The following is a 24,186-nucleotide window of genomic DNA, read 5'->3' as shown; positions in this document are numbered from 1 at the left end:
ACGACGACGGGTGGGAAGGGCTCGGGCGGAAGAACCCGACGGAAGGTTTCGTCGGAGCGGCTTCGCCAGGCGGGAGAGGTGGGAAAGGCGGGAGAGGTGGGAAAGACTTCTGACCCCGTCCGGGGCGACGCGCGGTCGCCCCGGACGGGGTCAGAAGAGGTGCTTCAGTGTGCCGACGACGAGCCGTCGTCGGCGGTGGTGGGAGCCGATCCGTCCGGGCCCGGCGACGCGACGTCGCCGGAGGCCGCCGCCTTGGCCGCCTCGTCCGCCGCGGCGCGGATGGCGCGCCACGCGGACTCCGCCGCCTGCTGCTCGGCTTCCTTCTTGCTGCGGCCGGTGCCGGTGCCGTACGAGACACCACCGACGCGGGCGGCAGCAGTAAAGGTCTTCTCGTGGTCCGGGCCGGTCTCGGTGACCAGGTACTCCGGGACGCCGAGACCCTCGGTCGCGGTGAGTTCCTGGAGGCTGGTCTTCCAGTCGAGGCCCGCGCCCAGGCTGGAGGACTTCTCGATCAGCGGGTCGAAGAGCCGGTGCACCAGCTCGGCGGCCGCGTCGAGACCCTGGTCGAGGTAGACCGCGCCGATCACTGCTTCGAGTGTGTCGGCGAGGATGGAGGCCTTGTCCCGGCCGCCCGTGCCCTCTTCACCTCGTCCGAGGCGGATGAAGGCACCGAGGTCGAGGCCGCGCCCCACCTCGGCGAGCGCACGCGAGTTGACCACCGCGGCCCGCAACTTGGCCAGCTGGCCTTCGGGCAGGTCGGGGTGGATGCGGTACAGCGTGTCCGTGACCACCAGGCCGAGCACCGAGTCCCCGAGGAACTCCAGCCGCTCGTTGGTGGGCAGACCGCCGTTCTCGTATGCGAACGAGCGGTGCGTCAGCGCACGCACCAGAAGGGCGGACTCGAGCTGGTACCCGAGCCGCCCTTCCAGAAGCGTGTGGGACGAGGCTGTGTCCGCCGGAGTCGTTTCCTCCCCGCGCTTGCGGGATGCCGAATGGGCGTCTTCCGCCTTTTTGGGGCTAGACACAGTGCCTGTCACCAGCCGCTCAGACCTCGAGGACCTGGCGCTTGTTGTAGGTGCCGCAAGCGGGGCACGCGATGTGCTGCTGCTTCGGCTCGTGGCAGCGCTCGCACGCCACCAGGGTGGGGACCGCAGCCTTCCACTGCGACCGGCGGTGGCGCGTGTTGCTGCGCGACATCTTCCGCTTCGGAACAGCCACGGCTACTTCTCCTGAGGTTCATCCCCGCCGTCGCGGGGTGCGTTGTCCTTCTCGCCGTCCTTGCTGGTTTCGGCGAGTCCCTGCAGTGCCGCCCAACGGATGTCGACGGCGTCGTGGTGGTGGTCCGGGTCGTCCGCGAGCCGCACTCCGCAATCGGAGCACAGGCCCGGGCAGTCGTCCTGGCACACCGGCTGCATCGGCAGTGCGAGCACCACCGCATCGCGCAGCACGGGTTCGAGGTCGAACAGGTCGTCCTCGATGAAGAGGGTGTCCTCCTCGTCCTCGGCGTCGTCGCCGGCGTCCTTGTCACGGACCCTGGCGTCGGCGTCGGGGTAGGCGAACAACTCCTGGAAGTCGCCGTCGAGCTCTCGCTCCAGCGGCTCCAGACACCTTACGCACTCCCCCTTGACCGTTGCACGGGCGGTACCCGTGACGAGCACCCCGTCCATGACCGATTCGAGGCGGAGGTCGAGCTCGATCGGGGCACCCTCGGGCACACCGATGACCTCATTGCCGAGGTCCCGGGGGGCCTCGACGGAGCGGGAGACCCTCTTGAGCGCACCGGGACGCCGACCCAGCTCACGTGTGTCGAACACGAGAGGGGCACGGTGGTCGAGGCGGGCGTTGATGGCTTCCTGCTTTCTACGGGGTTTCGTGCCGCCCATGCTTCGCTGGGAAATCCGGGCAGCAGAGATCGCGGAAATACTCGCGACCGAAGAGCCAGGATACTGGAAGCACCCCGATAGGCCCAATCCGCACCCACTCTCCCCGGCCACCCCCAGACCGCGGGCGGGCCAGCCACCTACGGACCGGCCACCGGCCTCGTACGGGGCAGGCGCTCACGGGCCACGCGCAGGCCGGAGCCCGGGAGCAGCGTACGGGCCACGCGCGGGGCCGGAGTGGGGAGCAGCGCACGGGCCACGCGCAGGGCCGGAGTCGGGAGCCGTGCCTGCCGTACGGTCCGCTTGCCGATCGCGCGGCGGCGGCGTAGGGACCACGCGTCGGTCGGCCGGGCCGACGACCCGGCGCATCCGCCTGGCCAACCGCCCGGGGCCCGCACCTGGCGGGCGGGCTTACCCCCAAGGGGCGTCCGAACAGATCCCGTAGGGGTCACGAGGGCCCCCTGCGGGGCCACAACCAGGTGGAGGGCAGGGGTTATTCCGGTGCGCGGGGGCGCAACGGGGCGCAAGCGGGGTTACTCCCGGCGCGGGGCCACATTCGGAGAGCGGGGCGGGGGTCATTCCGGCGGCGGCGCGACGAGGCGCAGGCGAGGCTGTCCCGGCGGCGGCGCAACGGGGCGCAGACGGGGCACCACCCCGGCGGCCGCGGCCGGCGCCCCCCGCAACGGGCGCCCCCGCAGCCGGCGTCCCCGCAGCCGGCGGCTCCGGGGAGGGGGGCCTACGGGCGGCCCTCCTCGTACTGGCGGAGTTGGTCGAGGTTGATCATGCTGGTGTCGAAGAGGCTGGTTTCGTCCAGGGCGGCGGGCTGGGCGGGTGTGTGCGGGGCGTGCTGGGGCTGCTGGGGGACCTGGGGCTGGAGGTAGGCGTTCGGGTCGTAGCCGGGCTGCTGGGGCTGCTGCTGCCAGTCGTAGGCGTACGGGTCCGGGTGCTGGGTGTACGCGGCGGCCTGCTGGGGCTGCTGGTAGCCGTAGACGTCCTGCTGGGGGTAGGCGGCCGGGTCGGTGTAGTAGCCCTGCTGCTGGGACTGGAGCTGCTGCTGGTGCTGGTGCTCCTGGGGCTGCTCCTGCGGCACCACGGGCGTCTGCGGTTCGCGGTCGGCGCCGATGCCGGCCAGCTCGGCCAGGTACTCCGCGTCGGCCTGCGGCTGGGCGTTCTGCGGGTCGCCCTGGGCCGCCAGGTGCGCGGCGAGTTCGTCGATCGCCTGGGCGCCCTGGAGCTTGTCGCGGCCCCGGCCGACCGCCTCCAGCGTCTTGGTCAGCACGGCCTGGAAGGCGCCGAACTTGGCGTCCACGTAGGCGTCCGCGCGCTGCCTGAGGGTCTCGGGGTCGGCGCTGCGCTCGGGGGCCTCGGTGTCCTCGTAGCCCTGCTCGTCGAGTCCGGGGCCCCGGCCGAGCAGCTTCTCGCGGCCGCGGTCGACGGATCCGATGGTCTTGGTGAGGACGACCTCGAAGTTGGCGAGCTTGGAGTCGACGTAGTCGTCGGCCTCGGCGCGGATCTCGGCGGCCTCCCGGGTGGCCTCGGCGAGGATCCGGTCCGCCTCCTCCTGCGACTGCCGGGCGATCTCGGTGTCGGAGATCAGCGAACCGCGGTGGGCGTGCGCGGACTCGATGATCCGCTCCGCCTCGGCGCGCGCCTCCTCGACCATCTGCTCCCGGCCGCCGAGCAGCTCCTGGGCCTGGGCGAGCGACCCGGGGAGCGCGGCGCGCACCTCTTCCAACATGGCGAGCAGCTCGGCGCGGTTGACCACGCACGAGGCCGACATGGGCATGGACCGCGCGCCGGCGACGGTCGCGACGATGTCGTCGAGCTTCTTCTGCACGTCCACCTTGGACTCGCCACTCTCTGAGGGGTTGGAACGACGGAACGGGACGACTGTACGTCCACCGGCCCTCCGCCCGACACCAACTGACAGTACGTCAGGTAGTGCCCGCGGCCGGTGCGCCGGGTGCGGTGATCAGCTCTTCTTGCGCAGCCGTTCGGTGAGCGCGTCGAGCACGAACGGCGGGACCAGGTGGGAGACGTCGCCACCCCAGGCGGCGACCTCCTTGACGAGGCTGGAGGAGAGGAAGCTGTAGGTGGGGTTGGTGGGGACGAACAGGGTCTCCACACCGGAGAGGCCGTTGTTCATCTGGGCCATCTGCAGTTCGTAGTCGAAGTCACTGACCGCGCGCAGGCCCTTGACGATCGCGGGGATGTCGCGCTGCTTGCAGAAGTCGACGAGCAGGCCGTGGAAGGACTCGACCTGGACGTTGCCGTACTCGGCGGTGGCCCGGCGGATCAGGTCGATCCGCTCGTCGACCGTGAACAACCCCTGCTTCGACTGGTTGATCATCACGGCCACATGGACGACGTCGTACAGCTTGGAGGCACGGGCGATGATGTCCAGGTGCCCGTTGGTGATGGGGTCGAACGACCCCGGACAGACGGCGCGGCGCAACGCGGGTTCCTCGCTCTCCGATGCGGTCATGACACGCTTGCTGACGTCGGTTCGGCGGACGTCGGAGCGGCGCGACCGTACCAAAGCGTCCCCTCGCCGTAGCGACGGGCCTTGATCGCGGTGAAGCCGTCCGGCCACGGGAACGCGCCGCCTCTGGTGCTCCGTTCCACGGTGACGAGTGCGTCGTCGGACAGCCACCCCTGACCACGGAGTGTGAGCAGGATCTCGCACAGCTCGGCGTCGCTCACCGCGTACGGCGGGTCCAGGAAGACGATGTCGTACGGCTCGCCGGGAGGCGGGGCGGCGGCGGTCTGTTCGGCCTTGCCGGGCCGCACCTCGACGCCCGGGAGGCCGACCGTGCGGACGTTGTCGCGGATGGTGCGGACGGCGCGGGCGTCGGCCTCCACCAGCAGGACGTGCGCCGCGCCGCGGGAGAGCGCCTCCAGACCGACCGCGCCGGAACCGCCGTACAGGTCGAGCACCCGGGCGCCGGTCAGCGGGCCGTCCAGCGACTCCCAGGTGGAGAACATGCCCTCGCGCGCCCGGTCGGAGGTCGGGCGGGTGCCGTTGCCGGGTGGTACGGCCAGGCGGCGGCCGCCGGCCGTACCGGCGATCACGCGGGTCATGGGCCCGTCCTTACGTCGTGCGGGGTGGAGGGGGTCGGCGGAGCCGTGCGGGCTCCGTGCTCCACGATATTCCGTCGTCCGGCGGCGGGCGCCCGCCGGAGCCGTCCGGGCGGCCACCCGGCCCGTGATCGTTCTCACCCGGCCGCGGGCGCGCACGCACGGCGCGGCCCGCCGTCCCGGCTCGCTCAGCCCTTGTCCAGGTACTGCTCCCGTTCCTCGTCCAGCAGGGCGGACAGCGCGATCCGCAGCTCCGGATAGCCGGTCAGCTCGGGGTCGTCGCCGACCAGCGCGGTGGCCTCCTCGCGGGCGGCGGCGATGATCTCCTCGTCGTCGATGACCGTGAGCATCCGCAGCGAGGAGCGGACGCCGGACTGCGCCTGGCCCAGGACGTCGCCCTCGCGCCGCTGTTCCAGGTCGATCCGGGAGAGCTCGAAGCCGTCGAGGGTGCCGGCCACCGCGGCGAGCCGGGCCCGCGCCGGGCTGGCCTCGGGCATCTCGCTGACCAGCAGGCACAGGCCGGGCGCCGAGCCACGGCCGACCCGGCCGCGCAGCTGGTGCAGCTGGGAGACGCCGAACCGGTCCGCGTCCATGATCACCATGACGGTGGCGTTGGGGACGTTCACCCCGACCTCGATGACCGTCGTCGCGACCAGCACGTCCAGCTCGCCGGCCGCGAACGAGCGCATCACCTCGTCCTTGTCGTCCGGCGCCATCCTGCCGTGCAGCACCGCCACCCGCAGCCCGGCGAGCGGGCCCTTGGTGAGCTGGTCGGCGATGTCGAGCACCGCGAGCGGCGGGCGCTTCTCGGCGAGGTCCTCCGGCGAACTCGCCTCGGCCGCCGCGCCCTTGCCGCCGGCCGCGCCCTTCTTGCCCGGCTTGGGCGCGTCCTCCTCGTCGCCGATCCGCGGGCAGACCACGTACGCCTGGTGCCCGGCCTCGACCTCTTCGCGGACCCGCTCCCAGGTCCGCGCGAGGAAGTGCGGTTTGTCCTTCGCGGGCACCACATGGCTGGCGATCGGCGAGCGTCCGGCGGGGAGTTGGTCGAGGACGGAGGTCTCCAGATCACCGAAGACGGTCATCGCGACCGTCCGCGGGATCGGCGTCGCGGTCATCACCAGGAGGTGCGGCGGCTGTTTTCCCTTTCCGCGCAGGGCGTCGCGCTGCTCGACGCCGAAGCGGTGCTGTTCGTCGACGACCACCAGCCCGAGGTCGTGGAACTGCACCTTGTCCTCGATCAGCGCATGCGTGCCGACGACGATGCCGGCCTCGCCGGTGACCAGGTCGAGCAGCGCCTGCCGGCGGGCCGCGGCGCCCATGGAGCCGGTCAACAGCACCACCTTGGTGCCTCGTTCGGCGCCGCCCAGCATCCCTCCCTCGGCCAGCTCCCCCATCATCTCGGTGATCGAGCGGTGGTGCTGCTGGGCGAGCACCTCGGTGGGCGCCAGCATCGCGGCCTGGCCACCGCTGTCGACGACTCCGAGCATGGCGCGCAGCGCGACCATGGTGTTGTGCGTGACGGTGAAGTGGTCGGTCACATAGGCGTGGGAGGGGTGCGCGACGCTGATGCACTGGACAGGCCTGCGGCCCACGTGCTCGATGGCGCGGATGGCGCGCCGGAGGCCCGGAGCGTCACCGGCCCCCTCCTCGGGCAGCGTGATGTGGACGTCGTAGGCGCCCGCCCCGGTGTCGTGCAGCCGGGCCGCGCCGCCCAGGGAACGCACCAGCCAGGCGAGGTCGTCCGCCAGCGGTCCGGGGGCGGCGCGGAAGGTGTCCCCGGTGCCGGAAGCCTCTCCCCCGGCCTCCATCAGCCCCCGCAGCAGGGCCCGCCGGTCCTTGACGGGGGCATTGCGGTAGGCGGCCGGCAGGCCGTCCCCGGGGAGGGACCGGCCCAGGCGGTACGGGTCGAGCGGGCGCTCCCCGCCGTCGTCCAGGTCGACGGGGGTGGCCGGGGCGATGGACCACTTGGGCCGGCCGTCGGGGCTCAGCAGGTCGGCGCGGAGAGCGCGGGTCGTCAGGACCTGTTCGCCCGTGTCCCGGGACCCGACGATCCACAGGTGTTCGTCGTCGCACTCGACGGTGGAGCCGTCCGACAGCACCAGTCGCCACACCTCGCGCTCCCCCTGCGGGAAGACGCCGTCCACCATGGCGCGCTCGCCGCTGGGCACCACCACTTCGGTGCCGACGGTCATCTCCCCCATGGGCCGGAAGCCGCCCGGGGTGAGCACCAGGGCGTCCAGCGGCTGGGCCTTGCCGGAGCCGACCTCGCCCTGGAGGAGGCGGTGCATGGGGTGTTCGGTCGCCAGATCGTCGAAGATCTCCCGGCTGACCTTCTGCTGGCCTTCGGTGAGCGTGAACGGGAGCTCGGCGTCGAACGCGTCGAGGATGCCGTCCTTGACCAACTGCCGTGGCACGGCCGGGAGTTGGGTGTCGGCCAGGCGTCTGCGGGCCAGCGCGACCTGCATCACGAACGCCTCGTCCCACTTCAGCCGGTCCCGCGCGTCGGCGATGTCGGCCTTGCTGCCCGGCCGGTGGATCTTCAGCAGCGCCTCGGTGAGCGGGACCAGTGACCGGCCCTCCCGCAGCGCCTCGGGCAGCGGGTCGACGGCGTCCTGGGCGCTGGGCAGCACCGCGTCGACCGCCTTGGTGATCTTCCAGGAGGCCATCTGCTGGCAGGCGGGGTAGATCGGGATGAGCTGATTGGCGAAGGCGTCCACGGCGTCGCCTTCGGTGTCGCCGTCCAGGAGCGCGTATTCGGGGTGGGCGAGCTGGAGTTTGCGGTTGAAGAGCGAGACCTTTCCGGCGAACATCGCGCGGCGTCCGGGGAGCAGTTCCTTGTGCGGCTTGTGGATGCCCTTGCCGAAGAAGACCAGCTGGAGGCGGCCGCTGCCGTCCGTGAGCGTCACTTCGAGGCGCTGTCCCCGGCCGGCGTTGAACTTGTGCACCCGGGCGTCGGCGACCCTGGCGACGACCGTGACGTGTTCGTCCAGCGGGAGGTCGGCGAGGCGGGTCAGCTCGCCCCGCTCGGCGTAGCGGCGCGGGTAGTGGTGCAGCAGGTCCCCGACCGTATGCAGGTCGAGATGCTCGGCCAGCACCTTCGCGGTGGTGCCGCCGAGGATTTTCTTCAGGGGTTCGTCGAGCGCAGCCACGCGTCTATTGCACACCACGCCTCTGACAATTGCGCCGGTCCCGGCCGTCGGGGCGCCGTCACTCCACGCCGATGAGGAGTGGGGCGGTGCGCTGGCCGCCGTCGTAAACGATGGTGTCGACGGCGAGGTGGCGCTCGCGGACGTGCCGTTCCAGCCGCTCGGCGAGGGCGGCGGGCGCCCCCGCGCCGAGGACCAGGGTCACCATTTCCCCGCCCGCGGACAGCATCCGGTCCAGCACCGTCATGGCGGTGACGGTGAGGTCCGAGCCGATCACCGCGACGTCGCCGTCGATCAGCCCGAGGACGTCCCCGGCCTGGCAGACGCCCGCCATGGTCCACGACTGCCGTTCGGCGAGGGCGAGCTCGGCGTAGCGGGTGGCACCGGCGGCAGAGGTCATGGCGACCGCGTCCTCGTCGAAGCTGCGGTCCGGCTCGTGCACGGCCAGCGCCGCGATGCCCTGGACGGCGGCGCGGGTGGGGATCACCGCGACCCGGACGCCTTCGGTGCGGGCCTGTTCGGCGGCGGCCGCGGCGGTGTGCCGGAGTTCGGGGTCGTTGGGCAGCAGCATGACCTCGCGGGCGTGGGCCTGCCGGATCGCCTGCACCAGTTCCCCGCTGGCCGGGGGCTCCCCGGGGCGTACGGTGACCGCCGTCGCGCCGGCGTCGGCGCACAGACCGGCGAGCCCGGCGCCCGGCACCACCGCGACGACGGCCCGCGGTGCCAGGGCCGGCTCCTTGGTGCGGCCACCGCCGAAGTGCGTGATGCGGATCCGGTACGGGCGGCCGGCCTCGATGCCGACCTCGACGGCGGCGCCCGCGTCGTCGACGTGGACGTGGACGTGCCACAGCCCGTCCCCGCCGACCACCACCAGGGAGTCGCCGAGGCCGTCGAGCCGGCTGCGCAGCCGGGCCACGGCCTCGTCCGCCGCCTCCAGCAGGTAGATGACCTCGAAGGCGGGCCCGCCTGGTTCCGCGCAGCCGTCGGCCGCCGTGTGTGCCGCGACGTCGCAACCGGCGGCCTCGGGGAGCGGGGCGTCCGCCCGTACGGCGACGGGGGTGGCCGTGGCCTCTCCGGAGAGCGCGTCGGCGAGCGCGCCCAGCAGGGCCACGAGCCCGCAGCCGCCGGCGTCCACGACGCCCGCCCTGCCGAGGACCGCCAGCTGCCCGGGGGTCGCCTGCAGGGCCGTACGGGCGCCTTCGTGGGCGGCGCGGGCGACCGTGGCGGCGTCCCTGGCCGCTCCGGCCGCGCGGTCGGCGGCATCGGCGGCGGCGGTCGCCACGGTCAGGACGGTGCCCTCCACGGGGTGGGCGACGGCCTCGTACGTGGAGGCGGCGGCCCGGCGCAGGGCCCGGCGCAGGGCCTCGGCCGCACCGTCATCCGTCGCGGTGTCCGTGCTGTCGGTGCCGTCCGTCCCGCCGCCGGCCGCCAGGACGTCGGTCATCCCGCGCAGCAGCTGCGCCAGGATGGTGCCGGAGTTGCCCCGCGCTCCTATCAGGGCGCCGTGTGCCATCGCGCCGATCGCGTCGGCGAGGCCGGGGGCGGTGCCCGCCGAGGCGTGGCCGTCGAAGGCGGCCTCGACCGCCCGGGCCGCGGATTCCAGCGTCAGATAGAGGTTGGTGCCGGTGTCGCCGTCGGCCACCGGATAGACGTTGATCGCGTCGATCCGCTCGCGTTCCCGGCCGAGCGCCTCCAGCGCCAGTCCGCACCAGGAGCGGACCGCGGCGGCGTCGAGCGGGTACGGCACATCGTCCTCCTGGGTCACGGGCTGCACCGCACAGTAGCCGCGCACGGGTGGGGAGGCCGGGGCGGGGGCCGGGGGGTGCGTGATAGTTTCGTTCTACGGGAGCGGTCGTTGTATGCTGCTCCGGTTGCCCGATGAGAATCGGGCCATTTCCTCTCCTGACGGTCGCCGGTCGGGCAATGCACTCGGCCCGTCGGGATTCACCGTAAGTGCATCTGAAGTCTTTGGAGTGACCCGTGGCTGCCAACTGCGACGTCTGCGGCAAGGGGCCGGGCTTCGGCAAGAGTGTCTCGCACTCGCATCGCCGTACCAACCGTCGTTGGAACCCCAACATCCAGACGGTGCGTGCAGTGATCGGGCGCACGCCGAAGAAGCTGAACGCCTGCACCTCGTGCATCAAGGCCGGCAAGGTTTCGCGCTGACGCCTTAGTCGTAGCGCAGCCGGCCGGTTGCCTGGGAAGCCGGTCCACCTTCGGGTGGGCCGGCTTTTGCCGTTCCTGTGCCGCCTCGGGCGGTCACTTCAGCGCCCGTCGCGGAGCCGCCAGCCGTGGTCGACCGGCCCGATGCCGCCACCGAGCCGGAAGCCGGCCGCGATCGCGCCGGTGACGTAGTCCTTGGCCGCCGCGGCGGCCTGCGGGACACCGTCGCCCTTGGCCAGCTGGGCGGCGAGCGCGCTGGCGAGGGTGCAGCCGGTGCCGTGGGTGTGGCGGTTGTCGTGGCGCGGGGCGCGCAGCCAGTGCTCCTCGGTGCCGTCGGTGAGCAGGTCGACGGCGCTGTCGCCGTCCCCGTCCGCGGCGGTGAGGTGGCCGCCCTTGATGAGCGCCCAGCGCGGCCCGAAGTCCAGGACGGCGGCGGCGGCAAGGCGCATGTCGGCCTCCTCCCGGACGCGCACGCCGGTGAGCTGGGCCACCTCGTCGAGGTTGGGGGTGGCGACGGTGGCCGTCGGCAGCAGCTTGGTGCGCACCGCGTCCAGGGCGCTCTCGGCGAGCAGTGCGTCACCGTGTTTGGAGACGCCCACGGGGTCGACGACGACCGGGACGTCCAGTCCGGCGAGCAGTTCGGCGACGGTCTCGACGAGTTCCGCCGAGGAGAGCATGCCGGTCTTGACCGCCTGGACACCGATGTCGTCGACGACGCTGCGGAACTGGGCGCGTACGGCCTCGGCGGGCAGCTCCCACGCACCCTGCACGCCCAGGGAGTTCTGTGCGGTGACGGCGGTGAGCACGCTCATGCCGTGGGTGCCGAGCGCCAGCATCGTCTTCAGGTCGGCCTGGATCCCCGCGCCGCCGCCGGAGTCGGACCCGGCGACGGTCAGGACGCGTGGAGGTATGTGCATGCCGGCGAATCTACCCGCCCGCAGCCGGTGGCCTACTCGGCGTCGGCGTTGTCCCCGAAGTGGTCCCAGCCGGCCTTCACCCAGGGGGCGCCGTCCACCGTGACCTGCGGCAGCGCGGAGGGGTTGAGGACCTCGCCGATGACCTTCCACCGGGCGGGCAGCTTCACGTCCGGCGGGAACGTGGCCACGATCGCGTGGTCCTCGCCGCCGTTGAGCACCCACTGCATCGGGTCCACGCCGACCGCGGTGCCGATGTCGGACATCTGCGTGGGGATGTCGATCGCGGCGGACCGCAGGTCGATCCGGACCTTGCTGGCCTCGGCGATGTGCCCGAGGTCGGCGACCAGCCCGTCGCTGACGTCGGTCATGGCGGTGGCGCCGAGCCCGGCGGCCGCGGGACCGGCGTGGTACGGCGGTTCGGGGCGGCGGTGCGCCTCCACGAAGGCGCGCGGCGAGCGGAAGCCGCGGGAGAGGACCGCGTGCCCGGCGGCGGACCAGCCGAGCCAGCCGGTCACCGCGACCACGTCGCCGGGCTGGGCGCCGGCCCGGGTGACCGGCTCCTGGTTGCGCAGGTCGCCGAGGGCGGTGATGGCGACGGTGATGGTGTCGCCGCGGACCACGTCACCGCCGACGACCGCGGCGCCGGCCACCTGGCACTCGTCGCGCAGCCCGTCCATCAGCTCGGTCGGCCAGGTCGCGGGGAGTTCCGCGGGCACGACCAGGCCCAGCAGGATCGCGGTGGGCACCGCGCCCATCGCCGCGATGTCGGCGAGGTTCTGCGCGGCGGCCTTGCGGCCGACGTCGTAGGCGGTGGACCAGTCGCGGCGGAAGTGCCGGCCCTCCAAGAGGATGTCGGTGCTGGCGACCACCCTCCGGTCCGGCGCGGTGACCACCGCGGCGTCGTCCCCCGGCCCGATGCGTACCGCCGGAGTGGACGTGAGCCGGGAGGTGAGCTCCCTGATCAGACCGAACTCCCCCAGCTCGCCCACGGTGCCCTTCATGCTGTTGCCCTTCTCCTGTGTACGGGCCGTTGTACGGACGGTCCGTACGTGGCTGACGGTTGCGCCGCACCTGCCGTGTTCACCGCGCGGGTCTCCCCGCTCCGCACGGTGACGCGGTACCGTGGCGTCCCTTCTTCCCCCATGATCCTCGTAGCCGCCCTGGAGGTCCCGTGGTACAGGCCTACATCCTGATCCAGACCGAGGTCGGCAAGGCCTCGGCCGTCGCGGAGGTGATCTCGAAGATCCCCGGTGTGCTGCAGGCCGAGGACGTCACCGGTCCGTACGACGTGATCGTGCGCGCACAGGCCGACACCGTCGATGAGCTGGGCCGCATGGTGGTGGCGAAGGTCCAGCAAGTGGAGGGCATCACGCGCACCCTGACCTGCCCGGTCGTTCATCTCTAGCTCCCCCGTATGCTCGGCCGGGTGATCTCTTCGCGTCGCCGGTGCCGCCCGATCCTGGCCCTTCCCCTGCTCACCGCGGCGTTCGCCGCGGTGAGCTGTTCGTCTTCCGAGGACGTGGCCGTCCCGTCCCCCCGGGGCGAGGCGGCGCGGCACTGCCGGGCACTCCATGAGGAACTGCCGCGGACCGTCGACGGGCTGAAGCGGCATTCCGCCGAGCCCGTCTCCGACTTCACCGCCGTCTGGGGCGACCCCGCCGTGCAACTGCGCTGCGGGGTACCGAAGCCGGACGTCCTGAGACACGGGAGTGAACATTACAACCCCAACCCGGAGGCGGCGGAAGTCAACGGCGTCCGGTGGCTCTTCGAGAAGCAGGACGACGGCTACCGCTTCACGACCGTGCTGCGCAAGGTGTACGTCGAGGTGACCGTGCCCGGGAAGTACGCCCCCGAGGTCAATGTGCTCCCCGACCTCGCGGGCGCGGTGAAGAAGACCATCCCCGCGGGCGTCTAGCCCTCGCGCCGGCCGGCCGCGGTCCTAGCGCAGCCCGGTCGAGCGCTGCAGCGCCGCCTCCAGGAGGCGGTCGATCAGCTCCGGGTAGCTCACTCCGCTCTCCTGCCACATCCGCGGGTACATCGAGATGGGCGTGAAGCCGGGGAGCGTGTTGATCTCGTTGATCACGAACTCGCCGTTGTCCTGCAGGAAGAAGTCCGCGCGGACCAGGCCCTCGCAGGACGCCGCCTCGAAGGCCGCGACGGCCAGTTCCTGGACCTTCGCGGTCTGCTCGGCGGTCAGCGGGGCCGGCACGATGCCGGCGGCCGAGTCGATGTACTTGGCCTCGAAGTCGTAGAAGTCGTGCGCGGTGACCGGCGGGATCTCGGCCGGCACGCTGGCCCGCGGCCCGTCCTCGAACTCCAGCACCCCGCACTCGATCTCGCGGCCGCTGAGCAGCGATTCCACGAGGAACTTGGGGTCGTGCCGGCGGGCCTCCTCGATGGCCTCGTCGAGGTCCGCGAGCCCGTCGACCTTGCTGATCCCCATGGACGAGCCGGCCCGGGCGGGCTTCACGAAGAGCGGCCAGCCGTGTTCGGCGGCGAAGTCCACGATCTTCTTGCGGGCCGCCGAGGGGTCCTTCTCCCACTCCCGGGGGCGGATGACCTCGTAGGGGCCGACCGGCAGCCCGAAGGAGGTGAACACCCGCTTCATGTAGTCCTTGTCCTGGCCGACCGCGGAGGCCAGCACGCCCGAGCCGACGTAGGGGACGCCGGAGAGCTCCAGGAGGCCCTGCAGGGTGCCGTCCTCGCCGTACGGGCCGTGCAGGACGGGGAAGACCACGTCGACCTCGCCGAGCGCCTTGGGCACCGCACCCGGCTCGGTGTAGACCACCTCGCGGTGGGACGGGTCGACGGGGAGCACCACTGCGCCCTCGGTGGACTCGGCGAGCTCGGCCACGCTGGGCAGCCGCCGGTCCGTGATGGCCATCCGCTCGGGGTCGTCGGCGGTGAGCGCCCAGCGGCCGTCGGTGGTGATGCCGATGGGCAGCACGTCGTACTTGTCGCGGTCGATGGCGCGCAGTACGGCTCCGGCGGTGACCACGGAGATGGCGTGCTCGGAGCTGCGCCCGCCGAACACGACGGCGACGCGGGGCTTGTGGGAGGAGGTCTGGCTGCTCATATCGCGTTGAGGGTACCTGCTGACCGGGGCGGCGTCAGTGCGGCGGCCGCCGTTGGTGGTGTGGCGCCGGCACCCGCCGCGGGCGGCGGGGTTTTCGTGCCGGTTCGGTGCCGGTTCGGTGCCGGTTCGGGGCTGCTTTTCAGTGCCGCTCGGACTTGGCGCTGCGCGCCATCAGCTCCTTGAGGGCCACCAGCGGCGGCTTGCCGTCGTGGACGATGGACACCACCGTCTCGGTGAGCGGCATGTCGACGCCGTGCCTGCGGGCCAGATCCAGTACGGATTCGCAGGACTTGACGCCCTCGGCGGTCTGCTTGGTGACCGCGATGGTCTCCTCCAGCGTCATGCCGCGGCCGAGGTTGGTGCCGAAGGTGTTGTTGCGGGACAGCGGTGAGGAGCAGGTGGCGACGAGGTCGCCCATGCCGGCCAGGCCGGCGAAGGTGTGCGCATCGGCGCCCATGGCGAGGCCGAGCCGGGTGGTCTCGGCGAGTCCGCGGGTGATCAGCGACGCCTTGGCGTTGTCGCCCAGCCCCATGCCGGTGGCGATGCCGACGGCGAGGGCGATGACGTTCTTGACCGCGCCACCCAGTTCGCAGCCCACCACGTCGGTGTTGGTGTACGGGCGGAAATACGAGGTGTGGCAGGCGGTCTGCACCCGGCGGGCGACCGCCTCGTCGGCGCAGGCGACGACCGCGGCGGCGGGCTGCCGGGCCGCGACCTCCTTGGCGAGGTTGGGGCCGGTGACCACCGCGACCCTTTCGGCGGGGGCCTTGGCGACCTCCTCGACGACCTCGCTCATGCGCTTGGCCGTGCCCAGTTCGACGCCCTTCATCAGGGAGACCAGGATCGTGTCGGCGGGCAGCAGGGGCGCCCATTCGGCGAGGTTTCCGCGCAGCGTCTGGGACGGCACGGCCAGGACGGTGAACTCCGCGTCCCGGGCCGCCCGTGCCGGGTCCGTGGTGGCCCGTACGGCCGCGGGGAGCTCGACGCCCGGCAGGTAGTCGGGGTTCGTACGGCCGTTGTTGATGGCGTCGACCAGGGCCGCGCGGCGCCCCCACAGGGTCACCTCGCATCCCGCGTCGGCGAGCACCATCGCGAATGCGGTGCCCCAGGACCCCGTGCCGTAGACGGCGCAGCGCGTCACTTGCCTTCATCCTCCTGTGCCTGCTGGGTGCTTCGGGCCTGCTGGGGGGCGATCGCGCCCTCGGTGGCGGCGGCCGGGGCGGGCTCCGCGGTGGCGGCCCTGGCGGCCTCGCGGGCGGCCTTGCGCTCCTGGGCGATGGCCTTGCGCCAGTCGTAGGGCGCGGTCGGTGCGGGCTCGCCGCGCAGCTGGGCCAGCTGCTCGGTGATCGCGCTCATGATGAGGTCGGTGACGGCGCGCAGCACCTCGGCGGTCGGTTCCTGGTCGTAGTAGGCGCTCAGGTCGACCGGCGGCCCCGCTTTGACCCGCAGCGTCTTGCGCGGGAGGAGCTGGAGCTTCTTCTCCTTGGCGTACGGCGGCATCGCGTCGTTGGCGCCCCACTGGGCGACCGGGATGACCGGGGCCTTGGTCAGCAGCGCCACCCGCGCGGCACCGGTCTTGCCCTGCATCGGCCAGAGCTCGGGGTCCCGGGTGAGGGTGCCCTCGGGGTAGAAGGCGACGCATTCGCCCTTGTGGATGGCGGTGACGGCGGCACGGAACGCGTTGGCGGCGTCGGTGGTTTCCCGGTAGACCGGGATCTGTCCGGTGCCGCGCATCATCAGGCCGACAAAGCCGCTCTTGAAGAGTCCGGCCTTGGCCAGGAATCGGGGGACCCGCCCGGTGTTGTACTGATAGTGCGCATAGGAGAGCGGGTCGAGATAGGAGTTGTGGTTGACCGCGGTGATAAATCCGCCGTCGGCCGGAATGTGCTCCATTCCCTGCCAGTCCCGCTTGAACAGAACCAAGAGCGGCGGTTTGCAGATGACCGCGGCCAAGCGGTACCAGAAGCCGATTCTGCGGCGGGACACTGGGACACCCTCCTTGTGGGGACCTGCGTAGCTGCTACGGGCCGGCAGCCGCACAAGTGTCGCCCCAGGTACCCGCTATGTCGAGGACACCGTAACCCCGGCGCTCCCCCGGGTCGTCGGCGGCGGGTGAGAATGGCGCGGATGCGAAGAGACGGAGCGGACGGCGAGGCAGCGGCGGCCTGGAGCCTGGTGGTGCCGCTGAAACCGCTGGTGCGGGCCAAGAGCAGGCTGGCCGGGGCCGCCGGGGAGGACTTCCGCCCGCGGCTGGCCCTGGCCTTCGCCCTGGACACCGTGGCAGCCGCGCTGGCCTGCGCCGATGTGCGCGATGTGGTGGTTGTCACGGACGACCGGCTGGCCGCGGAGCGGCTCGCGGCGCTGGGCGCGCGGATCGTGCCCGACACTCCGGCGGGCGGGCTGAACGCGGCGCTGGCGCACGGCGCGGAGGCGGTCCGGGCGGGTCGTCCGGGCGCGCCGGTGGCCGCGCTGAACGCGGATCTTCCCGCGCTGCGACCGGCCGAGCTGGCCCGGGTGCTCCATTCCGCCGCGCTATTTCCCCGTGCATTTCTCGCGGATGCGGCGCATTTCGGCACAACACTTCTGACCGCGAGTTCCGGGGTGGAATTGGCACCGGCATTCGGCGGTGCGTCGCGGGCCCGTCATCTGGCGTCGGGGGCGCAGGAGATCACCACGCCGGACGTGCCGTCGGTGCGCCGGGACGTGGACACCGGCGAGGATCTGCTGGCCGCGCTGGCGCTGGGCGTGGGCCCGCACACGGCGCGGCAGGCGCCGCCGGTGGCGCGGACGGCTGCGGGGGCGGGCGGCGCCGGGGCGCGCACGGAGTCGTCCGGGCCGGTGCCGCCGCAGGTCAGAGCGTCTGGAGGGTGATCAGGTCGATGTGCCGGGCGTCGCCCTGCCCGGTGACCTCGATGCGGACCCGCTGACCGGGCCGGAGCAGCAGCAGCCCGCCGGCGTCGAAGGCGGCCGCGTCGAAGGGCAGCGGGGTGCCGTCGTCGAGCAGCACACTGCCGGAACGGGTCTGGGGGTCGTACGTGTACGCGGTGGCCTGCATGGGAGAGAGCCTAGACGGCGGCCGGGGCCGGAAAGCACCGCGGGCCGGGCTCCCCGGAGGGAGACCGGCCCGACGCATGGCGTCGCCGCTGCTGTGGGTCACCGCTTGCGGGCGGTGGTCTTCTTCGCGGTGGTCTTGCGCGCGGTGGCCTTCTTGGCGGGAGCCTTCTTCGCCGTCGCCTTCTTCGCGGGCGCGGTCTTCTTGGCCGTCGCCTTCTTCGCGGTGGTCTTCTTGGCCGGGGTCGCCTTCTTGGCGGCGGCCTTGGCGGGGGCCTTCTTCGCCGTCGTCTTCTTGGCGGTGACCTTCTTCGCGGGGGTGGTCTTCTTCGCCGCGGCCTTCTTCGCCGGCGCCGCCTTCTTGGCGGTGGCCTTCTTGGCCGCGGCCTTCTTCGCGGCGGCCTTCTTGACCGTGGGCGCCGCGGCACCCGTGAGGCTGCCCTTCGGGGCCTTCTTGACGGCGACCTCGCCACCCTTGGGGAGCTTCTTCGAGCCGCTCACCAGGTCCTTGAAGCCCTGACCGGCGCGGAAGCGCGGCACCGAGGTCTTCTTGACCCGCACCCGCTCACCCGTCTGCGGGTTGCGGGCGTAACGGGCCGGGCGGTCGACCTTCTCGAACGAGCCGAATCCGGTGACCGAAACGCGGTCGCCGGAGACCACTGCGCGGACGATCGCGTCGAGTACTGCATCGACGGCGTCCGCGGCGTTCTGGCGGCCGCCGAGCTTGTCGGCAATGGCTTCTACGAGCTGCGCCTTGTTCACGTCTTCCCCTTCGGAGACATTGCTGGAAGGAAAGTTTCCAAGCTTTTTCGCACGTTAGGCAGATATATACCGCAAATCAAACACGAAACGGGCTAATCACCCTTGTGCCGCAACGAACTCGACCTTCACGGACTTCCGTCGGCGTGCACATCTTCGGGATAACGACCTTCGTCGAGGTCTTCCATGAACCACTCCAGACGCCGTGCCGCGTCCGCAAGATCGTGTTTAGCCGCGGCCGTGATGACGAGCAGCTTCCGGGTCAGCGCCATCCGTACGCCCTCCGGGACTTGCAGTGTCCGCACTCTTGCGTGTGCGTCCTTGAGTCGGTCGGCGACGACGCCGTAGAGCTGGAGTTGGTCGTCGCGTTCCATGCGCTAATTGTGCCATCTGCGGCGAGTTGTCGCTTCACGGGGCCTCAACAGACGTCTCCACAAGCCGATGCGCCCCCTGCCAACTGCACAGGGGGCGCATCGTACGCAATAACGCTTTGAGCCAAAAGCCCGAGGTCAGACCTCGATGGTACGCGGCTTGAACGACGGGCGATTCGCCTCGTACGCCACGATTGACGGCTCCTCCCGAAGGGTGAGGCTGATGTCGTCCAGCCCCTCCAGCAGACGCCAACGGGCGTTCTCGTCCAGCTCGAAGTCCGCGCTGATGCCCTCCGCCCGTACCTGCCGGTCCACGAGGTCAACCGTCACCTCGGCGGCCGGGTCGGCCTCCACCAGCTTCTGCAGCCGGTCCACCGTCTCCTGCGGCAGGACCACCGTCAGCAGGCCGTTCTTGAGGGAGTTGCCGCGGAAGATGTCCGCGAACCGCGAGGAGATGACGGCCTTGAAGCCGTAGTTCTGCAGCGCCCAGACGGCGTGCTCACGCGAGGATCCGGTGCCGAAGTCGGGGCCGGCGACGAGCACCGTGGCGCCTTTGTACTGCGGCTTGTTGAGGACGAACTCGGGGTCCTTGCGCCAGGCCTCGAACAGGCCGTCCTCGAAGCCGTCGCGGGTGACCTTCTTCAGCCAGTGGGCCGGGATGATCTGGTCGGTGTCGACGTTGCTGCGGCGCAGCGGGACGGCCCGGCCGGTGTGGGTGGTGAAAGCTTCCATGGTTCAGACTCCCGCGGGCGTGGCGACGTCGGACAGGTCGGCCGGTGAGGCCAGATGGCCGAGAACCGCCGTTGCGGCGGCCACCTGCGGCGAGACCAGGTGCGTACGACCGCCCTTGCCCTGGCGGCCCTCGAAGTTGCGGTTGGAGGTGGACGCGGAGCGCTCACCGGGCGCCAGCTGGTCGGGGTTCATGCCCAGGCACATCGAGCAGCCCGCGTGCCGCCATTCGGCGCCCGCCTCGGTGAAGACCTTGTCCAGGCCCTCGGCGACGGCCTCCAGGGAGACCCGGACCGAGCCGGGGACGATCAGCATCCGTACGCCGTCGGCGACCTTGCGGCCCTGCAGGATCGAGGCCGCGGAGCGCAGGTCCTCGATGCGGCCGTTGGTGCACGAACCTACGAAGACGGTGTCCACGGTGATCTCGCGCAGCGGCTGACCCGCCGTCAACCCCATGTATTCCAGGGCCTTTTCGGCGGCGTGGCGCTCCGAGGCGTCCTCGTACGAAGCCGGGTCGGGGACGCTCGCCGAAAGCGGTGCGCCCTGGCCCGGGTTGGTGCCCCAGGTGACGAACGGCGCCAGCGAGGCGGCGTCGATGTGCACCTCGGCGTCGAAGACCGCGTCGTCGTCGGTGCGCAGCGTCTTCCAGTACTCGACCGCGGCGTCCCAGTCCGCGCCCTTGGGAGCGTGGTCGCGGCCCTGGAGGTAGTCGAAGGTGGTCTGGTCCGGGGCAATCATGCCGGCCCGGGCGCCCGCCTCGATCGACATGTTGCAGATGGTCATCCGGGCCTCCATCGAGAGCTTCTCGATGGCCGGGCCGCGGTATTCGATGACATATCCCTGGCCGCCGCCGGTGCCGATCTTGGCGATGATCGCCAGGATCAGGTCCTTGGCGGTCACACCCTCCGGCAGCTCGCCGTCGACGGTGATCGCCATCGTCCTGAACGGGGCCAGCGGCAGCGTCTGGGTGGCCAGTACGTGCTCGACCTGGCTGGTGCCGATGCCGAACGCCAGCGCGCCGAAGGCGCCGTGGGTGGAGGTGTGGCTGTCACCGCAGACCACGGTGGTGCCGGGCTGGGTCAGTCCCAGCTGGGGGCCCACGACGTGGACGACGCCCTGCTCGACGTCGCCGAGCGGGTGCAGCCGGACGCCGAACTCGGCGCAGTTCTTGCGCAGCGTCTCCAGCTGGGTGCGCGAGACCGGGTCGGCGATCGGCTTGTCGATGTCGAGGGTCGGGGTGTTGTGATCCTCGGTGGCGATGGTCAGGTCCGTCCGGCGCACCTGGCGGCCGGCCTTGCGGAGGCCGTCGAACGCCTGCGGGCTGGTGACCTCGTGCAGCAGGTGCAGATCAATGAAGAGGAGGTCGGGCTCGCCTTCCGCGCGCCGGACGACATGGTCGTCCCAGACCTTCTCCGCGAGTGTCCGTCCCATCGCTTTCCCTCCGGCCGGCCGCTGTGCCGGCCTTGCTCGTCCATGCGCGATCGCCCGCAGAAATCCCCCTGCCGGGCCTTACGCCGGGCCCTGGTCGAGGGCCACACCTACAGACTGACGACTTCCCTGGAAAATTGAACTTGCGTTTCACAGTGTGAGACGCGAGTATCGTTGCATGGACAACTCTAGCGGCGTCGGCGTTCTCGACAAGGCAGCTCTGGTTTTGAGTGCCCTGGAGTCCGGTCCGGCCACCCTCGCCGGGCTGGTCGCGGCGACAGGGCTTGCACGACCCACGGCCCACCGGCTGGCCGTGGCTCTGGAACACCACCGGATGGTGGCGAGGGACATGCAGGGCCGGTTCATCCTGGGCCCACGGCTCTCCGAGCTGGCCGCGGCGGCCGGTGAGGACCGCCTGCTGGCCACGGCCGGGCCGGTACTGACCCACCTGCGCGATGTGACGGGCGAGAGCGCCCAGCTCTATCGCCGGCAGGGCGACATGCGGATCTGTGTGGCAGCGGCCGAGCGGCTGTCCGGACTGCGGGACACCGTCCCGGTCGGCTCCACGCTCCCGATGAAGGCCGGCTCGGCCGCGCAGATCCTGATGGCCTGGGAGGAGCCCGAGCGGCTGCACCGCGGCCTCCAGGGCGCCCGCTTCACGGCGACGGCCCTGTCCGGCGTACGGCGCCGCGGCTGGGCCCAGTCGATCGGCGAGCGGGAGCCCGGCGTGGCCTCGGTCTCCGCGCCCGTACGCGGCCCCTCCAACCGCGTGGTGGCCGCCGTCTCGGTCTCCGGACCGATCGAGCGGCTGACCCGCCACCCGGGCCGGATGCACGCCCAGGCGGTCATCGACGCGGCCGCCCGGCTCTCCGAGGGCCTGCGCCGCAACGGCTGAACGACGCGGCACGCTCCCGGTCCCGCACGGCGAGATGCGCCCGGGACCGGGGCCGGGCGGCCGCGCCCCGGTTCAGGCCGCCAGCCGCTCGGCCGCCCGCTCCCCGCGGCGGGCGACCGGCACCACCCCGCGGGCCGCGCCCAGTCCGTGGGGCGGCATGTTCGCGTAGATGGTCTCGTACGAGCCGGCCGGGACGACATAGGTCTCGTGCCAGATACCGACGTCGCCCCGCCCCTCCCGGGCCCGCCGGTTGAAGGCGGCCCAGGCCGGCCGGTGCGCACCGCCCTGGTCGCTCGCGTAGGCCAGCAGCTTCTCCTTGGACTCCCAGTACTGCACGAGGCCGAAGTTCCGCAGTCCGGGCAGGAGGCGGTAGCCGAGCAACCCCCGCTCCGGATCCCGCGCCAGTTCCTTGATCATGGGCCCCATCGCCGAGAGCACCGGCAGCCAACTGCGCACCGCCCGCCAGTCGTTGATCCGCATCCCGATGAGGAAGACCACCACCTCCCCGGTCCCGTCCGCCGTCATCCGTCCCTGTACCGGCTTGCCGCTCATCGCAGCCCCCTTGGTCACTCCGAACGATGTTGGATAGCGTCGCTATCCATGCTTGGATAGTGTCACTCTCCAAGGAAGGACGCAAGAGCTATGCGACTGGCGGAGCTCAGCGAGCGCAGCGGGGTGTCCACCGCGACGATCAAGTACTACCTGCGCGAGCGGCTGCTGCCGCCCGGCCGCCCGGTCACCGCCACCCAGTCCGAGTACGACGAGGACCACCTGCGCCGGCTGCGGCTGATCCGGGCGCTGATCCAGGTCGGCCGGGTCCCGGTGAGCACCGCCCGGGACGTCCTGGCCGCCGTCGACGACGACTCCCGCGATCAACACTCCCGCCTCGGCGCGGCCGTCGAGGCGCTCCCGCACGGCCCGCGGCCCGACGAGGCCGACCCGGCGACCACCGCGGCCCGGCACACCGCCACCGACCTGCTGCGCCGCGTCGGCTGGCACTTCAACCTGGGGGTCGCCGAGCACTCCGGCGCCTTCCGCATGCTCGTCGCCGCCGTCGCCGCGCTGCACCGCCTCGGCTACCCCTGCGACACCGCCCACCTGCTGCCCTACGCCCGCCAGGCGGCCGAGCTCGCGGTCGTCGACCTGGACCTGGTCGAGGAGTACGAGACCCCCGGGGAGCAGGTGGAGGCGGCGGTGGCCCTGACGGTGCTCTACGAGCCGGTGCTGCTCGGCCTGCGCCGGCTGGCCGAGGCCGAGGAGTCCAACAGGCGCTTCCGGACGGGCAGTTGAACCACGGGAACAACGGAAAGGCCCCCCGCATGACGCGGAGGGCCTTTCCTTGTGCGTACCCCCGACCGGATTCGAACCGGCGCTACCGCCTTGAGAGGGCGGCGTGCTAGGCCGCTACACAACGGGGGCAAGATTTCCTGCAGTTGAGCCTGCCACGAGGACATGCTGCGCTGGGCTACCAGGACTCGAACCTAGACTAAATGAACCAGAATCACTCGTGCTGCCAATTACACCATAGCCCATGGTGGTTTAGACCAGTACCCCCGACCGGATTCGAACCGGCGCTACCGCCTTGAGAGGGCGGCGTGCTAGGCCGCTACACAACGGGGGCCCTAGCGATCCCATCCGGCCGGAGCCAGATGTTGTCACCGCAATATCACCGGGAGCGACCCTGGTGATCTACGGGATGGATCCGTACCCCCGACCGGATTCGAACCGGCGCTACTGCCTTGAGAGGGCAGCGTGCTAGGCCGCTACACAACGGGGGCTTTGCAGATGAGCTCTGCGAGCTGGCCTACCAGGACTCGAACCTAGACTAACTGAACCAGAATCAGTCGTGCTGCCAATTACACCATAGGCCATCAAAGCACAACCCCCTGCGGGGGTGGTATTTGACTTACGCTTCCCGGCCGGGCCTCTCGGCCCTCTCGGGCGGCGCAGGAAGAACATTACCTGATCGTGGACGGGGCTCCAAAACCGATAACCTCGGGCAGCTCAGCCAGGGTCGCGATCCGCCGCACCCCGGCCGGCAGCTCCCCGCCGGCGCCCGTACGGTCCAGCCAGACGGCGCCCAGCCCGGCGTCCCGGGCACCGAGCGCATCGATGTCGAGCCGGTCGCCGACGTAGACCACCTCTTCGGGCCCGAGGCCCAGCGCGGCACAGGCGCCGTGGAAGGCCTCCGCCGCGGGCTTGGCGTGCCCCAGCTCGTCCGCGCACAGCACCGCCTCGAAGTGGGTGCGGATGCCCAGCCTGGTCAGCTTGCGCTCCTGGTTGGCGACGGAGGAATTGGACAGCACGGCCTGCCGCACCAGCGGCGCCAGCGCCGTCAGCGCGGGCTCGGAATCCGGGAAGAGCACCCAGGACGCTTCGTAGTGCGCGATGTACCTCGCGAACCAGGCGTCCGCCTCCGCGTCACTGAGCGCGACGCCCAGGAACGTCCGGGCGCGCTCCCTGCGGTGGTCGAGGAATCCCAGCTCACCGGCGAGGAAGCGGGCGAACTCGGTCTCCATGGCCGCGCGCCACCGCGTCAGCGCCGCCTCCTCCCCGCCGTAGGCGGCCAGCAGTCCTTCGGCGCGCAGGTGCCGCAGCGCACCGGCGCGGTCCGACCCGGTGTAGTCGAAGAGGGTGTCGTCGATGTCCCACAGGACGGCACGGAGGGGCATGACGGCAATCTAACGCGCCGG

The 24,186-nt window shown here is 71.6% G+C and carries 26 protein-coding genes and 5 tRNA genes; 6 read left to right on the top strand and 25 right to left on the bottom strand.

Annotated features, from left to right (window positions below; all coding sequences use genetic code 11):
• Positions 1-164: 164 nt before the first annotated feature.
• The 8 genes from rnc to IG62_RS0115805 all read right to left on the bottom strand — a co-directional run bounded on the left by rnc (position 165) and on the right by IG62_RS0115805 (position 9,851).
• Positions 165-1,037, bottom strand: coding sequence for a ribonuclease III (gene rnc, locus IG62_RS0115840; RefSeq protein WP_078872025.1), 873 nt, complete (start codon positions 1,035-1,037; stop codon positions 165-167).
• Between the two features lie 7 nt (positions 1,038-1,044).
• Positions 1,045-1,218 carry a 50S ribosomal protein L32 gene (gene rpmF, locus IG62_RS0115835; RefSeq protein WP_028802425.1) on the bottom strand — a complete coding sequence of 58 codons (174 nt, stop codon included), beginning with the start codon at positions 1,216-1,218 and terminating at the stop codon, positions 1,045-1,047.
• 2 nt (positions 1,219-1,220) lie between these two features.
• A complete protein-coding gene (locus IG62_RS0115830; RefSeq protein WP_030802388.1) occupies positions 1,221-1,883 on the bottom strand; it encodes a YceD family protein in 663 nt (220 codons plus the stop codon).
• Between the two features lie 733 nt (positions 1,884-2,616).
• Positions 2,617-3,723, bottom strand: coding sequence for a hypothetical protein (locus IG62_RS0115825; protein WP_030802387.1), 1,107 nt, complete (start codon positions 3,721-3,723; stop codon positions 2,617-2,619).
• Positions 3,724-3,852: 129 nt separating this feature from the next.
• Complete coding sequence (gene coaD / locus IG62_RS0115820) at positions 3,853-4,365, bottom strand: pantetheine-phosphate adenylyltransferase (protein WP_030414208.1); 513 nt, start codon at positions 4,363-4,365, stop codon at positions 3,853-3,855.
• A complete protein-coding gene (gene rsmD, locus IG62_RS0115815) occupies positions 4,362-4,961 on the bottom strand; it encodes a 16S rRNA (guanine(966)-N(2))-methyltransferase RsmD (protein WP_030802385.1) in 600 nt (199 codons plus the stop codon). Before rsmD ends, coaD begins: the two co-directional genes overlap by 4 nt.
• 185 nt (positions 4,962-5,146) lie before the next feature.
• Positions 5,147-8,107 (bottom strand): helicase-related protein, encoded by a 2,961-nt coding sequence (locus tag IG62_RS0115810; RefSeq protein WP_030802383.1) that lies wholly within the window; start codon positions 8,105-8,107, stop codon positions 5,147-5,149.
• 58 nt (positions 8,108-8,165) lie between these two features.
• Positions 8,166-9,851 carry a DAK2 domain-containing protein gene (locus tag IG62_RS0115805; RefSeq protein WP_030802380.1) on the bottom strand — a complete coding sequence of 562 codons (1,686 nt, stop codon included), beginning with the start codon at positions 9,849-9,851 and terminating at the stop codon, positions 8,166-8,168.
• A gap of 233 nt (positions 9,852-10,084) precedes the next feature.
• Here IG62_RS0115805 and rpmB point away from each other — a divergent pair, with 233 nt between their 5' ends.
• Complete coding sequence (rpmB, locus tag IG62_RS0115800) at positions 10,085-10,270, top strand: 50S ribosomal protein L28 (protein ID WP_006602870.1); 186 nt, start codon at positions 10,085-10,087, stop codon at positions 10,268-10,270.
• Between the two features lie 98 nt (positions 10,271-10,368).
• On the opposite strand, the gene thiD is transcribed toward rpmB, so the two are convergent.
• Together thiD and IG62_RS0115790 are read right to left on the bottom strand one after the other, a co-directional pair.
• A complete protein-coding gene (gene thiD / locus IG62_RS0115795; RefSeq protein ID WP_030802377.1) occupies positions 10,369-11,184 on the bottom strand; it encodes a bifunctional hydroxymethylpyrimidine kinase/phosphomethylpyrimidine kinase in 816 nt (271 codons plus the stop codon).
• A 32-nt stretch (positions 11,185-11,216) separates the two neighbouring features.
• The gene (locus IG62_RS0115790) at positions 11,217-12,185 is read right to left on the bottom strand and encodes a thiamine-phosphate kinase (protein WP_030802375.1); all 969 of its coding nucleotides are present in this window, start codon (positions 12,183-12,185) and stop codon (positions 11,217-11,219) included.
• Positions 12,186-12,355: 170 nt separating this feature from the next.
• On the opposite strand from IG62_RS0115790, the gene IG62_RS0115785 reads away from it, so the two are divergent.
• The gene (locus tag IG62_RS0115785) at positions 12,356-12,589 is read left to right on the top strand and encodes an Lrp/AsnC family transcriptional regulator (RefSeq protein WP_030414214.1); all 234 of its coding nucleotides are present in this window, start codon (positions 12,356-12,358) and stop codon (positions 12,587-12,589) included.
• A 9-nt stretch (positions 12,590-12,598) separates the two neighbouring features.
• Positions 12,599-13,099, top strand: coding sequence for a DUF3515 domain-containing protein (locus IG62_RS0115780; protein ID WP_030802374.1), 501 nt, complete (start codon positions 12,599-12,601; stop codon positions 13,097-13,099).
• A 24-nt stretch (positions 13,100-13,123) separates the two neighbouring features.
• On the opposite strand, the gene IG62_RS0115775 is transcribed toward IG62_RS0115780, so the two are convergent.
• The 3 genes from IG62_RS0115775 to IG62_RS0115765 all read right to left on the bottom strand — a co-directional run bounded on the left by IG62_RS0115775 (position 13,124) and on the right by IG62_RS0115765 (position 16,246).
• Positions 13,124-14,260, bottom strand: a complete 1,137-nt coding sequence (locus IG62_RS0115775) for a D-alanine--D-alanine ligase family protein (RefSeq protein ID WP_030802373.1) — start codon at positions 14,258-14,260, stop codon at positions 13,124-13,126.
• 139 nt (positions 14,261-14,399) lie between these two features.
• The gene (locus IG62_RS0115770) at positions 14,400-15,401 is read right to left on the bottom strand and encodes an NAD(P)H-dependent glycerol-3-phosphate dehydrogenase (protein WP_030802372.1); all 1,002 of its coding nucleotides are present in this window, start codon (positions 15,399-15,401) and stop codon (positions 14,400-14,402) included.
• Positions 15,398-16,246, bottom strand: a complete 849-nt coding sequence (locus IG62_RS0115765) for a lysophospholipid acyltransferase family protein (RefSeq protein ID WP_030802371.1) — start codon at positions 16,244-16,246, stop codon at positions 15,398-15,400. Before IG62_RS0115765 ends, IG62_RS0115770 begins: the two co-directional genes overlap by 4 nt.
• Before the next feature lie 141 nt (positions 16,247-16,387).
• Here IG62_RS0115765 and cofC point away from each other — a divergent pair, with 141 nt between their 5' ends.
• Complete coding sequence (gene cofC / locus IG62_RS41930) at positions 16,388-17,131, top strand: 2-phospho-L-lactate guanylyltransferase (RefSeq protein WP_051798126.1); 744 nt, start codon at positions 16,388-16,390, stop codon at positions 17,129-17,131.
• On the opposite strand, the gene IG62_RS0115755 is transcribed toward cofC, so the two are convergent.
• The 5 genes from IG62_RS0115755 to leuC all read right to left on the bottom strand — a co-directional run bounded on the left by IG62_RS0115755 (position 17,112) and on the right by leuC (position 20,601).
• Positions 17,112-17,315: a hypothetical protein gene (locus IG62_RS0115755; RefSeq protein ID WP_030802369.1), complete on the bottom strand. Its 204-nt coding sequence runs from the start codon at positions 17,313-17,315 to the stop codon at positions 17,112-17,114. The two genes, cofC and IG62_RS0115755, sit on opposite strands and share 20 nt — an antisense overlap.
• A 98-nt stretch (positions 17,316-17,413) precedes the next feature.
• Positions 17,414-18,073, bottom strand: coding sequence for an HU family DNA-binding protein (locus IG62_RS0115750; protein ID WP_030802368.1), 660 nt, complete (start codon positions 18,071-18,073; stop codon positions 17,414-17,416).
• A gap of 125 nt (positions 18,074-18,198) precedes the next feature.
• A complete protein-coding gene (locus tag IG62_RS0115745; protein WP_030414222.1) occupies positions 18,199-18,444 on the bottom strand; it encodes a hypothetical protein in 246 nt (81 codons plus the stop codon).
• 135 nt (positions 18,445-18,579) lie between these two features.
• Positions 18,580-19,173, bottom strand: a complete 594-nt coding sequence (gene leuD, locus IG62_RS0115740) for a 3-isopropylmalate dehydratase small subunit (RefSeq protein WP_030802367.1) — start codon at positions 19,171-19,173, stop codon at positions 18,580-18,582.
• A gap of 3 nt (positions 19,174-19,176) precedes the next feature.
• Positions 19,177-20,601, bottom strand: coding sequence for a 3-isopropylmalate dehydratase large subunit (leuC, locus tag IG62_RS0115735; protein ID WP_030802366.1), 1,425 nt, complete (start codon positions 20,599-20,601; stop codon positions 19,177-19,179).
• A 175-nt stretch (positions 20,602-20,776) separates the two neighbouring features.
• Between leuC and ndgR the strand changes: the two genes are divergently transcribed.
• Complete coding sequence (ndgR, locus tag IG62_RS0115730) at positions 20,777-21,493, top strand: IclR family transcriptional regulator NdgR (protein ID WP_030414225.1); 717 nt, start codon at positions 20,777-20,779, stop codon at positions 21,491-21,493.
• 72 nt (positions 21,494-21,565) lie between these two features.
• Here the strand turns inward: ndgR and IG62_RS0115725 are convergent, their stop codons facing one another.
• Complete coding sequence (locus tag IG62_RS0115725; protein ID WP_030802365.1) at positions 21,566-22,045, bottom strand: DUF4188 domain-containing protein; 480 nt, start codon at positions 22,043-22,045, stop codon at positions 21,566-21,568.
• Positions 22,046-22,135: 90 nt separating this feature from the next.
• Here IG62_RS0115725 and IG62_RS0115720 point away from each other — a divergent pair, with 90 nt between their 5' ends.
• Positions 22,136-22,783: a MerR family transcriptional regulator gene (locus IG62_RS0115720; protein WP_030802364.1), complete on the top strand. Its 648-nt coding sequence runs from the start codon at positions 22,136-22,138 to the stop codon at positions 22,781-22,783.
• 56 nt (positions 22,784-22,839) lie between these two features.
• On the opposite strand, the gene IG62_RS0115715 is transcribed toward IG62_RS0115720, so the two are convergent.
• The 6 genes from IG62_RS0115715 to IG62_RS0115690 all read right to left on the bottom strand — a co-directional run bounded on the left by IG62_RS0115715 (position 22,840) and on the right by IG62_RS0115690 (position 24,165).
• Positions 22,840-22,912: transfer RNA gene (locus IG62_RS0115715), tRNA-Glu, on the bottom strand.
• A gap of 41 nt (positions 22,913-22,953) precedes the next feature.
• Positions 22,954-23,025: transfer RNA gene (locus tag IG62_RS0115710), tRNA-Gln, on the bottom strand.
• A 16-nt stretch (positions 23,026-23,041) separates the two neighbouring features.
• Positions 23,042-23,114 (bottom strand) — tRNA-Glu (locus tag IG62_RS0115705).
• Between the two features lie 84 nt (positions 23,115-23,198).
• A tRNA-Glu gene (locus IG62_RS0115700) sits at positions 23,199-23,271 on the bottom strand.
• 21 nt (positions 23,272-23,292) lie between these two features.
• Positions 23,293-23,364: transfer RNA gene (locus tag IG62_RS0115695), tRNA-Gln, on the bottom strand.
• Positions 23,365-23,451: 87 nt separating this feature from the next.
• The gene (locus IG62_RS0115690) at positions 23,452-24,165 is read right to left on the bottom strand and encodes an HAD family hydrolase (RefSeq protein ID WP_030802363.1); all 714 of its coding nucleotides are present in this window, start codon (positions 24,163-24,165) and stop codon (positions 23,452-23,454) included.
• Positions 24,166-24,186: the final 21 nt, after the last annotated feature.

The organism is Streptomyces sp. NRRL S-337 (assembly GCF_000720175.1).
Lineage (GTDB): Bacteria > Actinomycetota > Actinomycetes > Streptomycetales > Streptomycetaceae > Streptomyces > Streptomyces siderophoricus.
The sequence above is the reverse complement of the archived record's forward strand: the minus strand, read 5'-3'. Positions and strand labels throughout refer to the sequence as shown.

Coding starts and splice junctions, on each gene's coding strand:
- IG62_RS0115830 (WP_030802388.1), bottom strand. CDS start 1,883: ATGGGCGGCACGAAACCCCGTAGAAAGCAGGAAGCCATCAACGCCCGC.
- coaD (WP_030414208.1), bottom strand. CDS start 4,365: ATGACCGCATCGGAGAGCGAGGAACCCGCGTTGCGCCGCGCCGTCTGT.
- rsmD (WP_030802385.1), bottom strand. CDS start 4,961: ATGACCCGCGTGATCGCCGGTACGGCCGGCGGCCGCCGCCTGGCCGTA.
- thiD (WP_030802377.1), bottom strand. CDS start 11,184: ATGCACATACCTCCACGCGTCCTGACCGTCGCCGGGTCCGACTCCGGC.
- IG62_RS0115790 (WP_030802375.1), bottom strand. CDS start 12,185: ATGAAGGGCACCGTGGGCGAGCTGGGGGAGTTCGGTCTGATCAGGGAG.
- IG62_RS0115780 (WP_030802374.1), top strand. CDS start 12,599: ATGCTCGGCCGGGTGATCTCTTCGCGTCGCCGGTGCCGCCCGATCCTG.
- IG62_RS0115775 (WP_030802373.1), bottom strand. CDS start 14,260: ATGAGCAGCCAGACCTCCTCCCACAAGCCCCGCGTCGCCGTCGTGTTC.
- cofC (WP_051798126.1), top strand. CDS start 16,388: ATGCGAAGAGACGGAGCGGACGGCGAGGCAGCGGCGGCCTGGAGCCTG.
- IG62_RS0115755 (WP_030802369.1), bottom strand. CDS start 17,315: ATGCAGGCCACCGCGTACACGTACGACCCCCAGACCCGTTCCGGCAGT.
- IG62_RS0115745 (WP_030414222.1), bottom strand. CDS start 18,444: ATGGAACGCGACGACCAACTCCAGCTCTACGGCGTCGTCGCCGACCGA.
- leuD (WP_030802367.1), bottom strand. CDS start 19,173: ATGGAAGCTTTCACCACCCACACCGGCCGGGCCGTCCCGCTGCGCCGC.
- leuC (WP_030802366.1), bottom strand. CDS start 20,601: ATGGGACGGACACTCGCGGAGAAGGTCTGGGACGACCATGTCGTCCGG.
- ndgR (WP_030414225.1), top strand. CDS start 20,777: ATGGACAACTCTAGCGGCGTCGGCGTTCTCGACAAGGCAGCTCTGGTT.
- IG62_RS0115725 (WP_030802365.1), bottom strand. CDS start 22,045: ATGAGCGGCAAGCCGGTACAGGGACGGATGACGGCGGACGGGACCGGG.
- IG62_RS0115720 (WP_030802364.1), top strand. CDS start 22,136: ATGCGACTGGCGGAGCTCAGCGAGCGCAGCGGGGTGTCCACCGCGACG.
- IG62_RS0115690 (WP_030802363.1), bottom strand. CDS start 24,165: ATGCCCCTCCGTGCCGTCCTGTGGGACATCGACGACACCCTCTTCGAC.